This window comes from Pseudomonas fluorescens (assembly GCF_902498195.1).
GTDB lineage: Bacteria > Pseudomonadota > Gammaproteobacteria > Pseudomonadales > Pseudomonadaceae > Aquipseudomonas > Aquipseudomonas fluorescens_BU.
Genome location: NZ_CABVIY010000004.1, coordinates 121161 through 133892, shown reverse-complemented (window position 1 = coordinate 133892; position 12732 = coordinate 121161). Strand labels below are relative to the sequence as shown.

Annotated in this window: 14 protein-coding genes; all 14 read left to right on the top strand. The window is 64.6% G+C overall.

Annotation, left to right across the window (positions count from 1 at the left end; translation table 11 throughout):
• Positions 1-2: 2 nt before the first annotated feature.
• Positions 3-494, top strand: a complete 492-nt coding sequence (antB, locus tag F8N66_RS15630) for an anthranilate 1,2-dioxygenase small subunit (protein ID WP_150771047.1) — start codon at positions 3-5, stop codon at positions 492-494.
• Between the two features lie 19 nt (positions 495-513).
• The gene (antC, locus tag F8N66_RS15625; protein ID WP_150771046.1) at positions 514-1536 is read left to right on the top strand and encodes an anthranilate 1,2-dioxygenase electron transfer component AntC; all 1023 of its coding nucleotides are present in this window, start codon (positions 514-516) and stop codon (positions 1534-1536) included.
• Between the two features lie 104 nt (positions 1537-1640).
• Positions 1641-2801 (top strand): ABC transporter substrate-binding protein, encoded by a 1161-nt coding sequence (locus tag F8N66_RS15620; RefSeq protein ID WP_150771045.1) that lies wholly within the window; start codon positions 1641-1643, stop codon positions 2799-2801.
• A gap of 66 nt (positions 2802-2867) precedes the next feature.
• The gene (locus F8N66_RS15615) at positions 2868-3779 is read left to right on the top strand and encodes a branched-chain amino acid ABC transporter permease (RefSeq protein WP_046038155.1); all 912 of its coding nucleotides are present in this window, start codon (positions 2868-2870) and stop codon (positions 3777-3779) included.
• Between the two features lie 10 nt (positions 3780-3789).
• Positions 3790-4806 carry a branched-chain amino acid ABC transporter permease gene (locus F8N66_RS15610; RefSeq protein WP_150771044.1) on the top strand — a complete coding sequence of 339 codons (1017 nt, stop codon included), beginning with the start codon at positions 3790-3792 and terminating at the stop codon, positions 4804-4806.
• A complete protein-coding gene (locus F8N66_RS15605) occupies positions 4803-5552 on the top strand; it encodes an ABC transporter ATP-binding protein (protein ID WP_150771043.1) in 750 nt (249 codons plus the stop codon). Before F8N66_RS15610 ends, F8N66_RS15605 begins: the two co-directional genes overlap by 4 nt.
• Positions 5545-6231, top strand: coding sequence for an ABC transporter ATP-binding protein (locus F8N66_RS15600; protein WP_150771042.1), 687 nt, complete (start codon positions 5545-5547; stop codon positions 6229-6231). Before F8N66_RS15605 ends, F8N66_RS15600 begins: the two co-directional genes overlap by 8 nt.
• 6 nt (positions 6232-6237) lie before the next feature.
• Positions 6238-7038: an alpha/beta hydrolase gene (locus F8N66_RS15595; RefSeq protein WP_150771041.1), complete on the top strand. Its 801-nt coding sequence runs from the start codon at positions 6238-6240 to the stop codon at positions 7036-7038.
• Positions 7039-7274: 236 nt separating this feature from the next.
• Positions 7275-8219: a PDR/VanB family oxidoreductase gene (locus F8N66_RS15590; protein WP_150771040.1), complete on the top strand. Its 945-nt coding sequence runs from the start codon at positions 7275-7277 to the stop codon at positions 8217-8219.
• Positions 8220-8236: 17 nt separating this feature from the next.
• The gene (locus tag F8N66_RS15585; RefSeq protein WP_150771039.1) at positions 8237-9568 is read left to right on the top strand and encodes an aromatic ring-hydroxylating dioxygenase subunit alpha; all 1332 of its coding nucleotides are present in this window, start codon (positions 8237-8239) and stop codon (positions 9566-9568) included.
• Complete coding sequence (locus F8N66_RS15580) at positions 9558-10091, top strand: aromatic-ring-hydroxylating dioxygenase subunit beta (protein WP_150771038.1); 534 nt, start codon at positions 9558-9560, stop codon at positions 10089-10091. Before F8N66_RS15585 ends, F8N66_RS15580 begins: the two co-directional genes overlap by 11 nt.
• Positions 10091-10684: a cysteine hydrolase family protein gene (locus F8N66_RS15575; RefSeq protein WP_150771037.1), complete on the top strand. Its 594-nt coding sequence runs from the start codon at positions 10091-10093 to the stop codon at positions 10682-10684. Before F8N66_RS15580 ends, F8N66_RS15575 begins: the two co-directional genes overlap by 1 nt.
• Entirely contained in the window at positions 10681-11469 is a 789-nt protein-coding gene (locus tag F8N66_RS15570) for an SDR family oxidoreductase (RefSeq protein WP_150771036.1), read from the top strand. The genes F8N66_RS15575 and F8N66_RS15570 overlap by 4 nt, the downstream gene beginning before the upstream one ends.
• Positions 11470-11497: 28 nt before the next feature.
• Positions 11498-12730, top strand: a complete 1233-nt coding sequence (locus tag F8N66_RS15565) for a dienelactone hydrolase family protein (RefSeq protein WP_150771035.1) — start codon at positions 11498-11500, stop codon at positions 12728-12730.
• Positions 12731-12732 lie beyond the last annotated feature (2 nt).

Here is a 12732-nt window from a genome sequence, read left to right as displayed (position 1 = left end):
ACATGAATTCGCAACTGCAATACCGCGTTGAGCAATTTCTCTACCGCAACGCCGAGGCCTGTGATGCCCAGGACTGGGACACCTACCTGGCCATGTTCAGCGACGACAGCGAATTCCACCTGCCGCAATGGGATTCGGAGCACGTCTACACCACCGACCCGAAAAAAGGCATGTCGCTGATCTACTACCCCAACCGGGGCGGCCTGGAAGACCGGGTGTTCCGCATTCGCACCGGCAAGGCGGCATCGACCATCCCGATGCCGCGCACCCTGCACCTGATCAGCAACGTGCGCATCGCGCCGCTACAGGACGATGAGCTGGAGGTGCGCGTCAACTGGAGCACCCTCTACTACCGCATGCAGACCGCCGAGCAGTTTTTCGGCCGCGCCACCTACCGCCTGCGCCCCGACGGCGAGAGCTGGAAGATCGCCCGCAAGCACGTGCTGCTGCTCAACGACACGATCAACTCCGTGCTCGATTTCTACCATCTCTGAACCCTGCGGATAAACGCTCATGACGTACAAGGTCGCCTTCAGTTTCGCCGACGGCAAAACACTCTTCTGCAACGTGCAGAACAATGAAATCCTGCTCGACGCGGCCCTGCGCAGCGGGATCAAGATTCCGTTGGACTGCCGCGAAGGGGTTTGCGCGACCTGCCAGGGCCGCTGTGAATCCGGGCAGTACACCCAGGACTACGTCGACGATGAAGCCCTGTCGGCCAGCGATCTGGCCGAGCGCAAAGTGCTGACCTGCCAGACGCGCGTGCAGTCGGACGCCGCCTTCTACTTCGATTTCGACTCCAGCCTGTGCGGCAGCAGTGGCCCGAGCAGCCTGCAAGGCACGGTGAGCGAAGTGCGGCAGGTCTCCCCGACCACCGCCATCGTCCACGTGGAAGTCGGCGCCGCGGGGGCGGCGCTGGACTACCTGCCAGGCCAGTACGCGCGCCTGCAAGTGCCGGGCACCGAGCATCGGCGCTCCTATTCCTTTGCCTGCGCGCCGGGCAGCAGCCAGTTGCAGTTCCTCATTCGCCTGCTGCCCAGCGGCGTGATGACCGACTACGTGCGCGATCGCTGCCAGGTCGGCGACGTGATCCACATGGAGGCGCCGCTGGGGGCCTTCTACTTGCGCCATATCGACCGCCCGCTGGTGATGGTGGCCGGCGGCACCGGGCTGTCGGCCTTCCTCGGCATGCTCGACCAGATTGCCGACCGAAACGGCTGCGGCCACCCGGTGCACCTGTACTACGGCGTGCGCGAAGCCGAGGACCTGTGCGAGGTGTCGCGCATCGAGGCCTATGCCGCACGGATCCCGGGGTTCCGTTTCACGCCCGTGGTCAGCAACCCCAACCCCGACTGGCCGGGCAAGACCGGCTATATCGCCGAACACCTGGAGTTGGCCGAGCTGCGTGACCAGCCGTTCGACCTGTACCTGTGCGGCCCGCCGCCGATGGTCGAGTCGATCAAGGACTGGCGCCAGCAGCACGGCCTGGATCAAAGCCGCCTTTACCTGGAGAAGTTCACCGAGAGCAACAGCTGACACAACACCCCATAACAACAATCAATCGGCCCGTCCGAACACTGAATCACTGCCCTCATCGACATCTACCGTGCGTTGGCACGACCTACTTCATAGGCCGCCTCATGAAAAACCTGGTATTGCGTGCATGTCTGGCAACCTCCCTCTGCGCAGCGTCGGCTGCCCAGGCCGTGGAGCCTGTCCGAATCGGCTTCATCACCACCCTCTCCACCCCCGCCGGCTACCTGGGCGAAGACTCGCGTGACGGCTTCCAGCTGGCGATCGATCAGGAAGGCGGCAAGCTCGGCGGCGTGCCGGTGCAACTCATCGTGGAAGATGATGGCCTGCAACCGGCCAAGGCCAAGCAGATCGCCGACCGCATGAGCCTGGACGGCATCTCGCTGTACACCGGGGTGATTTTTTCCAACGTGCTGGCGGCCGTGATCAACACCACCACCAAGGATGCGTTCTACGTCAGCAACAACACCGCGCCCTCGACCCTGGCCGGTGAAAAATGCATGGCCAACTACTTCGTCGGCTCCTACCAGAACGACACCCCGCACGAGATGGCCGGTGTCGCCGCCAACGAACTGGGCTACAAGAAGATGGTGATCCTGGCGCCCAACTATCAGGGCGGTCGTGACGCGCTGGCCGGGTTCAAGCGCACCTTCAAGGGCGAAGTGACCGAGATCTACACCAAGCTCAACCAGCTGGACTTCTCGGTGGAACTGGCGCGCGTGCGCTCGCTGGCGCCGGACGCGATCTTCCAGTTTCACCCAGGTGGCGGCGGCATCAACTTCGCCAAGCAATATGGCGGCTCGGGCCTGTCGGCGCAGATCCCGATGGTGGTGCCGGTGTTCTCCATGGATGAACGCATGCTCGCCGCCGTCGGCGATGTGGCCAAGGGCACCAACGTGGTCACCCTGTGGAACCCGCAATCGGACAACCCGGCCAACCAGGCTTTCGTCAAGGCCTTCACCGAGAAGTACAAGCGCGCCCCGACGGTGTATGCCGCCCAGACCTACGACACGGCACGGCTGATCGGCGCCGCCCTGAAAACCTCCCAGGGCAATCTGAAAGACCAGCCGGCCTTTCGCGAGGCGATGAAGAACGTCCAGTTCGATTCCATTCGCGGTGACTTCAGCTTCGCCCAGAACCGCCACCCGGTGATCGACTGGTACTTGCTGCAAGTGCAGGCCGGCGCCGACGGCAAGCTGGTCGAAGTGCCGATCAGGACCCTGGCGACCCGACACGTCGACAGCTACGCCGCTCAATGCGCGATCTGACCGGCACCTGAGCCCCGTCCTCGCCCTGCAGCACCGCTGCGGGGCGTTTTCATGAGGAACGCAGTCATGTTATTGCTCGAACAGATTCTCAACGGCCTGCAATACAGCGCCCTGCTGTTTCTGCTGGCCTCCGGCCTGACCCTGATTTTCGGCATCATGGGCGTGATCAACCTGGCCCATGGCGCCTTCTACATGGTCGGCGCTTTCTGTGCCGCCTACACCGCCATGGCCACCGGCTCGTTCTGGCTGGGCGGCCTGGCCGCGCTGATCGGCTCGGCCTGCTACGGCGCGTTGATCGAAACCTCGATCATGCGCCGGCTCTACAATCGCGATCACCTGGATCAGGTGCTGGCGACCCTGGCCGTGGTGTTTTTCAGCAACGAACTGCTGACCCTGATCTTCGGCCGCAGCCCGCCAGCGATGCCCACGCCCGAATGGTATTCAAGTTTTGTCGAAGTGCTGCCGGGGCTGATGTACCCGGTCAGCCGGCTGCTGTTCATCGCCGCCGGGCTGGTGGTGGCGGTCGGCATGTGGCTGCTGATCAACCACACGCGCCTGGGCATGCTGATTCGCGCCGGCGCCGACGACCATGAAATGGTCGGCGCGCTGGGCGTCAACATCGCCCGGCTGTACACCCTGGTGTTCGTGTTCGGCTGCGTGCTGTGCGGCCTGGCCGGTTTCATGGCGGCACCGCTGCTGTCGGTGGAGATCGGCATGGGCGAAAAGATCCTGATCACCACCTTCGTGGTCATCGTCGTCGGCGGTGTCGGTTCGGTGCGCGGTGCGCTGGTCGGCGCCTTGCTGATCGGCATGGTCGACAGCCTGGGCCGTGCCTACATTCCGCCGCTGCTGGACCAACTGCTGCCCAGCGAAACCAGCGGCACCCTGAGCGCCGGGCTGATTTCCGCCAGCGCCTACATCGTCATGGCCCTGGTGCTGCTGGTGCGCCCGCGCGGCCTGCTGCCGGCCCGCGCCTGAGGAGAACGCTATGTCACCACGCCTCATCATTGACCTTGCGTGCCTGGCGACCTTCGCCTGCATGCCGTTGCTGGCCCACTGGCTGCAAGAGCCCTACCTGGTCAGCTTCTTCACCCGCCTGGCGATCTACGGCATGGCGGCCATCAGCCTGGACCTGCTGATCGGCTACGGCGCCATGGTCAGCTTCGGCCATGCCGCGTTCTTCAGCCTGGGCGGCTACATCGTCGGCATCGTTGCCTTTCACACCTCCCAAGGCATGCCGCTGTGGGGCTGGGACGGCAGCAACAGCGCGCTGGTGGTCTGGCCGCTGGCCCTGCTGGCGTGCGCGCTGCTGTCGCTGCTGGTGGGTTACCTGTCGCTGCGCACCAGCGGCGTGCAGTTCATCATGATCACCCTGGCGTTCGGCCAGATGCTCTACTTCGTGCTCGGCTCGCTGTCGCTGTACGGCGGCGACGACGGCATTCTGCTCAACCAGCGCAACACCCTGGGCGCGCTGGACCTGGGCGACGCCAACCACTTCTACTACCTGTGCGTGGCTTTGCTGGCCGGCTGGTTGCTGCTGTGTCGGCGGCTGGTCAATTCGCGGTTCGGTTTCGTGCTGCGCGGGCTCAAGCAGAGTGAGCGGCGCAGCATCAGCCTGGGCCTCAAACCCTTGCGTTATCGCCTGACAGCGTTTGTGATCGCCGGCACCGGTGGCGGTCTGGCGGGGATCCTGTGGGCCAACTACGCGCTGTTCGTCAGCCCCGACATGGGCGCCTGGCACAAGTCCGGCGAGTTGATGGCGATGGTCATTCTCGGCGGCGTCGGCACCCTGCTCGGCCCGTTGCTGGGCGCGGCCACGTACCTGGGCCTCGAACAGGTGCTGAGCCAATGGACCGAACACTGGATGCTGATCTTCGGGCCACTGCTGTTGCTGGTGGTGCTGTTCGGCAAGAAAGGCGTCTACGGCCTGCTGCTGAGCCTGTTGCAGCGCAAGCCGAAGGCGATTGCCGTCAAACCGAACGCCGCCGTGGAGGCACGCCCATGAGCGCACAATTGTCGATTCGCGATTTGCACAAGGCTTTCGGTGCGGTGAAAGCCACCAACGGCGCCAGCCTTGAACTGGCCAAGGGCGAGTTGCACGCCATCATCGGCCCCAACGGTGCCGGCAAATCCACACTGATTGCGCAGATCGCCGGGGAAATTTTCCCCGACCGCGGCCAGATCCACCTCGACGGCCAGGACATCACCCGCGTCCCGGCCTGGCAGCGGCCGCGCCTGGGACTGGCGCGGGCGTTCCAGGTCAGCCAGCTGTACACCGAATTCACCCTGCTGGAGAACGTCGCCCTGGCCATCGCCGCCCGCGACGGCCAGGCGTTTGGCATGTGGCGTCCGCTGAGCCGCGACACCCGCCTGCTGCAACCGGCCTTGGGCTATTTGCAGCAGGTGGGCCTGGGCCCGCGCGCGCAAGACCCGGTCCATGAACTGTCCCATGGCGAACGGCGGCAACTGGAGATCGCCCTGGCACTGGCCCAGGAAGCGTCGGTGCTGTTGCTCGATGAGCCGATGGCCGGGATGGGCGCCGACGAATCCGCACGCATGACCGAGCTGCTGCACAGCCTCAAGGGCCGCTACGCGATCCTGCTGGTCGAACACGACATGGACGCGGTATTCGCCCTCGCCGACCGCATCACGGTGCTGGTGTACGGCCAGACGGTGCTGACCGGCAGCGTCGAACAAGTGCGCAATGATCCGCAAGTGCGGGCCGCTTACCTGGGAGAAGAACATGCTTGAAGTCCAAGGCTTGAAGGCGGGCTACGGCTTGAGCCAGGTGTTATTCGACATGCACCTTTGCATCGAGCAGGGCCAGGTGGTGTCACTGATCGGCCGCAACGGCATGGGCAAGACCACCACGGTCAAATCGATCATGGGGTTGCTCAAGCCCACTGCCGGCAGCATTCGCATCAACGGCACGGAAATGCGCGGCGCCGCGCCCTATCGCATCGCCAAGGCCGGCCTGGGGCTGGTGCCGGAAGGCCGCCGCGCCTTCGGCACCTTGAGCGTGCGGGAAAACCTGCTGGCCACCGCCACGCGGGGCAAGTGGGACCTGGCGCGGGTCTATGAACTGTTCCCGCGCCTGCTGGAACGCCAGGACCAGCTGTCACGCACCCTCTCGGGCGGCGAGCAGCAGATGCTGGTGGTCGGCCGCGCGCTGCTGACCAACCCCAGCCTGCTGATTCTCGACGAAGCCACCGAAGGCCTGGCGCCGATCATTCGCGAGCAGATCTGGAGTTGCCTGGCCACCCTCAAGGCCGAGGGCGAGACGATTCTGGTGATCGACAAGAACCTCAAGGAAATGGCGCGGGTGGTCGACCGTCACCACATCATCGAGAAGGGCCGCCAGGTCTGGGATGGCACCCCGATGGAGCTGGCGGCTCAACCCGATCTGTCGCAACGCTACCTGGGAGTGTGAGCCGCCATGGACCTCAATCAGGCTTACAACAACGTCGCCGCCGTGGGCAATTTTCCACAGATCATGCAGCGCTTTCGCCAGCGCAGCGCCGAGACCTACGCGAGCCACGCCTGGCAGCGTGACATCGCCTATGGCAACGCCATGCGCGAGCGTTTCGACTGGTATGCCCAGGCGGATACCGGGGCGCCGACGCTGTTGTTCATCCATGGCGGTTACTGGCAGGCCTCGGACAAGGACGACTACGCCTTTATCGCCGAGGGCCTGATCGAGGCCGGTTTCAATGTCGGGCTGCTGGAGTACACCCTGGCCCCCGAGGCGAGCATGGGCACCATCGTCGGACAGATCGGCAAGGCGCTGGATTACCTGCTGGCCCATCGCGACGCCTTGCACATCGGCCAACGGGTGGTGCTGTGCGGGCACTCGGCGGGCGGCCACCTGACCGCGCTGTTTCGCCGGCATCCGCTGGTGACCCTGGCCATGCCGATCAGTGGGCTGATGGAGCTTGAGCCCATCAGCCGCTGCTGGCTGAACGACAAGCTGCAACTGAGCGAAGCGGACATCCGGCGCTACAGCCCGCAAAGGCTGATCGGCGATGGCGCGCCGTTGTTGGTGACCGTGGGCGGGGCTGAATTGCCGGAATTGATCCGCCACTCGCGCGAGTACGCCAGTGCCTGTCGCGAGGCCGGGCAAGCGGTGAGCCTGGTCGAACTTGCCGGGTGTCATCACTTTGCGGTGCTGGACGACCTGGCCAGGGCGGATGGCGAACAGTTGCGCGCCCTTCTGAAGGCGACGCGTTCCACCCGTTAACGCGCGTCACCGTTAACGTCCATCGCGAGCAGGCTCGCTCCTACAGGTATTGCACGATCCCTGTAGGAGCGAGCCTGCTCGCGAAAAACGCCCGGGCAACGCGATCATTCAGACAGGACACCTCATCGCCGGCCCCCAATCACTCTCGCCAGATGTGGCTACCGGTTTGCCGTTTGCGGCTTTTTTGCCCCCCTCAGGCTTCATACAGTGATGACGAATCCAGACAGGAATTGCGTATGTCCAGCCTCTCGCTCAGGGTCCACCGGATCGACCCCCTGACCCCCAGAATCCGCCGCGTGCTGCTGGTATCCAGCAGCGTCCAGCCACTGCCGGGCTTCACCGCCGGCGCGCACCTTGAGTTGCATGTGCCCGGCAGTCGCACCCAACGCCGTGCCTATTCGCTGGTCAACCTGCCCGACGGCAAGCACTACGAAATCGCCGTCCAGCTCGAAACGGCGAGTACCGGTGGCTCGCGCTGGGTGCACTCGCTCAAGGTCGGCGATGAACTGCTGGCCGATGCGCCACGCAACCACTTCCCGCTGTGTGAAAACTCCGAACATGCGCTGCTGATCGCCGGCGGCATCGGCATCACGCCCATGCTGGGCATGGCCCGCTCGCTGCAGGCGGCGGGCAAGCCCTTCACCCTGCATTACGCCGGACGCGATGAAGCGCAAATGGCCTACCTGACGGAGGCCCGCGCCTGCCAGGACAACCATTGCTGGATCAGCGGCGGCGACCCGCAAAAACGCTTGCCCGCCGCCGCCATCCTGGCCGCGCCAAGGCCCGGCCTGCACCTCTATATCTGTGGCCCGACGGCCATGCTCAACAGCGTGCTGGCCTGCGCCCGCGAACAGGGCTGGGCCGAGGATCACCTGCATTACGAACTGTTCAGCGGCGCCCTGGACGTGGCCGGCGATCAGGGCTTTGAAGTGCACCTGCGCGAAAGCGGCGTGAGCCTGCAAGTGGCCGCCGGGCAAAGCGTGCTGGACGCCATGCTCCAGGCCGGCCTGGACCCGATGTTCGACTGTCGACGGGGTGACTGCGGCGTGTGCGTCGCCCAGGTCATCGACGGTCAGCCCGATCACCGCGACATCTGCCTGTCGGCGCGCGACCGCGCCGGCGGCAGTTTCTGCACCTGTGTCTCCCGTGCCAGCAGCGCGCTGCTGGTGCTCGATCTGTGACAAGCCGAGGACATCCCGTGATACCGACCAACGAGCAAATCGCTGCCTTGATCCGCGAGGACAGCGTACACAAGAGCGTCTACACCGACCCGACCCTGTTCAAGCTGGAGATGGAACGCATCTACGGTAATGCCTGGATCTACGTCGGCCATGAAAGCCAGGTCAAAAACCCCGGCGACTACCACACCACGCGCCTCGGCGATCAGGACGTGATCATGGTGCGCGGCGCCAACCAGCAGGTCAGCGTGCTGTACAACCGCTGCCCGCACAAAGGCGCCAAACTGGTGGCCGACGGTGACGGCAGTGTCGGCAAGTTCTTCCGCTGCCCGTACCACGCCTGGACCTTCAAGCTCGACGGGCAACACCTGTCGGCGCCGCTCAAGAGTGGTTTCGAAGGCACCTGCTATGACCCCAAGCACCCGGATTTCTCCATGGTCAGCGTCGCCCGCGTCGAGGCTTATCGCGGCTTCGTGTTCGCCAGCCAGGCCGCGTTCGGACCGGACCTCAAATCATTTCTGGGCGGCGTCATCACCTCCATCGACAACCTCTGCGACCGCTCACCGGTCGGTGAAGTCGAGGTGGCAGGCGGCATCTTCCGCGTGCAACAGCGCTCCAACTGGAAAGTCTTCTACGAGAACCTGCACGACACCATGCACGCCCGCGTGACCCACGAATCCTCGGTGGACGCGGCGCGTGACGAAGCCCAGGCCATCGGTGAAATGCCCTTCGAACTGTTGATCATGGACGGCAACGGCGAGCCCTATGACTTCTGGGAAAAGCTCGAACTGCGCGCCTATCACAACGGCCACGGCTACATGGAAGCGATCTTCGACCCGGCCGCCGCCGAGCGCGACGAGGTCTCTCGCGCCCACTTCGACTGCCTGAGCCAGGCCTACGGCGAGCAGCGCGCCAAGGAGATCCTGGGCATGAACCGCCACAACACGGTGATCTACGGCAGCGGCTCGCCGCACACGGTGTTCATGCAGTTCCGGGTGATCCGCCCGATCGCCGTGGACCAGACCATGGTCGAGATCCAGACCTTCCGCTGCAAGGGGGCGCCGGATGCCGTGTTTGACCGCGCGCTGACCTACGCCAACGTCATCAACTCGCCCTCCTCCAACGTGATGCCCGACGACGTCGAAGTCTATGCCCGCTGCCAGGAAGGCAACATGACCCGTGGCGGCGAGTGGATCAGCATGCACCGCTACGTCGGCACCGATACGCCGCTGGAAGACGGCGCGGTGTCCACCAACGGCACCAGCGAACTGCCGATGCGCAACCAGTTCGCCGCCTGGAAACAGTTCATGACCGCCACCCTGATCGCCAAGGAGAGCACCCATGCTGCTTGACCGCCGAATCGACGTCGATACCCGCCACTTGACCCCCGCCCAGGTGCCCGTCGAGACCCTGCGCCAGCTCGAACAGTTTCTTTACCAGGAGGCACGCCTGCTGGATGAGCGGCGTTTCTGGGAGTGGGACAAGCTGTTCACCGACACCGGCATGTACTGGGTGCCGCACAAGCACGAGCAAGCCAACCCGTTCGACCATATCTCGTTGTTCTGGGAAAACCGCATGCTGCGCGAGGTGCGGATCCGGCGGGTGGAAAACGCCCGCAACTGGTCCCAGCAACCGCAGACCCAAACCGCGCACCTGGTCGGTAACGTGATGGTCGAGGGGCTCGACGCCCAGGGCCTGCTGGTGGTCAGCGCCAGCTTCCAGTACAGCGAATGGCGCCTGGAGCAACGCCAGCTCGCCGGTCGCTACACCTATAAACTGGCCGCCCAGGAAAGCGGCGGCTGGCAGATCCAGCTCAAGCGGGTGGACCTGATCAACTGCAACGATGTGTTCGCCAACCTTGAGGTGTTTGTGTGATGAACGCGCCGCTGGTGATCGCCCTGCACTATCAGAACGACGTGTTGCACCCCGAGGGCAAGATACGGGTCGGGCTGGGCGCCGATGACGGCGTGCGCGCGGCGCTGCTCGACGCTGCCGGTCGACTGCTCGCCGGCGCGCGCGCCAGGGGCTGGCCGATCGTCCACGTGCGCGTGGCGTTCCGGCCGGACTACGCCGACCTGATCCAGAACGCGCCGATCCTGCGCCAGGTCGCCAGCCTTGGCGCGGTCCGGGAAGGCAGTTGGGGCGCGGAGTTCTTCAGCGCCCTGGCGCCACAGGTCAGCCGCCACGAGTTCGTCGTCACCCACAACCGGATCAACGCCTTTTATGGCTCACCGCTGGAAACCGTCGTGCGCCAGTTCAATCCTTCGCAGCTGTTGATCGCTGGCGTGGCGACCCACTCGGTGGTGGAAAGCACGGTGCGCCATGCCGTGGATTGCGGTTTCGAAGTGACGGTGGCGGCCGATGCCTGCGCCAGCGCGGACAGCGGCGCCCACACGGCCTCGCTGGCCAGCATGGCGCTGATCGCCCGCATCAGCCCCGTCAAGCAAGCACTGGAGGAATTGGCATGATGCTCGAAGGCAAAGTGGCGATTGTCACCGGCAGCACCCAGGGGCTCGGCCTGGACATCGCTCGACAGCTGTTGGCCGAGGGCGCACGGGTGATGCTGGTGGGACGCAACGCCGACAGTGGCCAGGCCTTGGCGCAGACACTGGATTGCGGGTTCTGTGCCTGCGACGTGGAGCGCGACAAAGACATCGACGCGTGCATCGCGGCCACGCTGGAGCGCTTCGGCAGGCTCGACATTCTGGTCAACAACGCTTGCATCTACGCCGACCAGGGGCTGGCCTCGGACCGCGCACAGTGGCTGAAAACCCTGAACGTCAATCTGGTGTCGGCGGCGATCTTCACCCAGAAGGCCGCCCCGCACCTGCCCGGCGGCGGCGTGGTGATCAACATCGGCAGCACCGGCGGCAAATTCGGCGCGGCCGGGCGCGCGCTATACCCCGCCTCCAAGGCCGGCATCCTGCAACTGACGAAAAACCTGGCCATGACCCTGGCCCCGGCGCACATCCGCGTGCTCAGCGTCTCGCCGGCCTGGACCTGGTCGCCCAGCGTCGCCGACTTCAGCGACAACGACCCGCAGCTGGCCGACCGGGTCGGGGCGCCCTTTCATCCGCTCGGACGCATCGGCCGTGGCCATGAAATCGGCAACGTGGTGGCTTTTCTGTGCAGCGCCGGTGCAAGCTGGATGACCGGTGTCGATGTGCCAGTAGACGGCGGCTTTTCGATTCTCGGGCCAGACCGTGGCGTGTCGCCGCGGGTGTGGTTCCAGCAACACCGTGACAGCCAATAAAACCTGATAACCGAATGAGGGAGATGACATGGGCAAGATGATTGAGATCCAGGCCACGGACAGCAGCGCCACGTTCAGCGGTTACCTGGCCCTGCCGGCCAGCGGCAAGGGCCCCGGCGTGGTGATCGGCCAGGAGATTTTCGGGATCAACGCCAACATGCGCGCGGTGGCTGATTTCTACGCCGAGGAAGGCTATGTGGCGTTGGTGCCGGACCTGTTCTGGCGCCTGCAACCGGGCATTGACCTGGGCTACACCGAAGCGGACTTTGCCGTGGCCATCGACCTGTTCCAGCGCCTGGACGTGGACAAGGCCGTCAGCGACATCGACGCCAGCTTCAACGCCCTGCGTGCATTGCCTGAAGTCGAAGGCGCGGGCCTGGGTTATGTCGGCTTCTGCATGGGCGGCAAACTGGCCTGGCTGACCGCCACGCGCACCGATGTGGCCTGCGCCGTCGGCTACTACGGCATGGGCATCGAACACCTGCTGCACGAAGCGGAAAACCTCAAGGGCCGCCTGGTCCTGCATTTTGCCGAAAACGATGGCTACTGCGACGCCAGTGCCCGCGCCCTGATCAGCGAGCACCTGGCCGGCAACGACAAGGCCGAAATCTATGTGTACCCAGGCGTCGACCACGCCTTCGCCCGGGCCGGGAGCCCGCACTTCGACAAGCCGGCCTCGTTGATGGCCCACGAACGCAGCATCGCCGCCCTCAAGCGCGAGATCGGCCCGCACTTCAACCTGTCAGCCCTATGGGAAGAACACATCCGCCACGAGTTCGACACCCGCGACGTTCCCGCCACCATGGCGACCATGGTCGCCGAGCCCTACGTCAATCATATTCCGACCATGACCGGCGGCGTCGGCGCCAAGGAACTCAGCCGCTTCTATCAACACCATTTTGTCCACGGCAACCCGCCGGACATGAAACTCATCCCGATCTCCCGCACCATCGGCGCCTTGCAGATCGTCGATGAATTCATCATGTGCTTCACCCACAGCACCGAAATCGACTGGATGCTGCCCAACGTGGCACCGACCGGGAAGTACGTCGAGATTCCGATGCTGGGTGTGATCAAGTTCCGGGGCGACAAGCTGTACCACGAGCACATCTACTGGGACCAGGCCAGCGTGCTGGTGCAGATTGGCTTGTTGAACCCCGAAGGGCTGCCAGTGGCGGGGGTGGAAACGGCAAGAAAGCTGCTGGATGAACAATTGCCGTCCAATACCTTGATGGGGCGCTGGAAGCAAAGCGCGCAATAAGA

Bases quoted from the DNA above. Each gene is read 5' to 3' on its own strand.
- antB (WP_150771047.1), top strand. From the start codon at position 3: ATGAATTCGCAACTGCAATACCGCGTTGAGCAATTTCTCTACCGCAAC.
- antC (WP_150771046.1), top strand. From the start codon at position 514: ATGACGTACAAGGTCGCCTTCAGTTTCGCCGACGGCAAAACACTCTTC.
- F8N66_RS15620 (WP_150771045.1), top strand. From the start codon at position 1,641: ATGAAAAACCTGGTATTGCGTGCATGTCTGGCAACCTCCCTCTGCGCA.
- F8N66_RS15615 (WP_046038155.1), top strand. From the start codon at position 2,868: ATGTTATTGCTCGAACAGATTCTCAACGGCCTGCAATACAGCGCCCTG.
- F8N66_RS15610 (WP_150771044.1), top strand. From the start codon at position 3,790: ATGTCACCACGCCTCATCATTGACCTTGCGTGCCTGGCGACCTTCGCC.
- F8N66_RS15605 (WP_150771043.1), top strand. From the start codon at position 4,803: ATGAGCGCACAATTGTCGATTCGCGATTTGCACAAGGCTTTCGGTGCG.
- F8N66_RS15600 (WP_150771042.1), top strand. From the start codon at position 5,545: ATGCTTGAAGTCCAAGGCTTGAAGGCGGGCTACGGCTTGAGCCAGGTG.
- F8N66_RS15595 (WP_150771041.1), top strand. From the start codon at position 6,238: ATGGACCTCAATCAGGCTTACAACAACGTCGCCGCCGTGGGCAATTTT.
- F8N66_RS15590 (WP_150771040.1), top strand. From the start codon at position 7,275: ATGTCCAGCCTCTCGCTCAGGGTCCACCGGATCGACCCCCTGACCCCC.
- F8N66_RS15580 (WP_150771038.1), top strand. From the start codon at position 9,558: ATGCTGCTTGACCGCCGAATCGACGTCGATACCCGCCACTTGACCCCC.
- F8N66_RS15575 (WP_150771037.1), top strand. From the start codon at position 10,091: ATGAACGCGCCGCTGGTGATCGCCCTGCACTATCAGAACGACGTGTTG.
- F8N66_RS15570 (WP_150771036.1), top strand. From the start codon at position 10,681: ATGATGCTCGAAGGCAAAGTGGCGATTGTCACCGGCAGCACCCAGGGG.
- F8N66_RS15565 (WP_150771035.1), top strand. From the start codon at position 11,498: ATGGGCAAGATGATTGAGATCCAGGCCACGGACAGCAGCGCCACGTTC.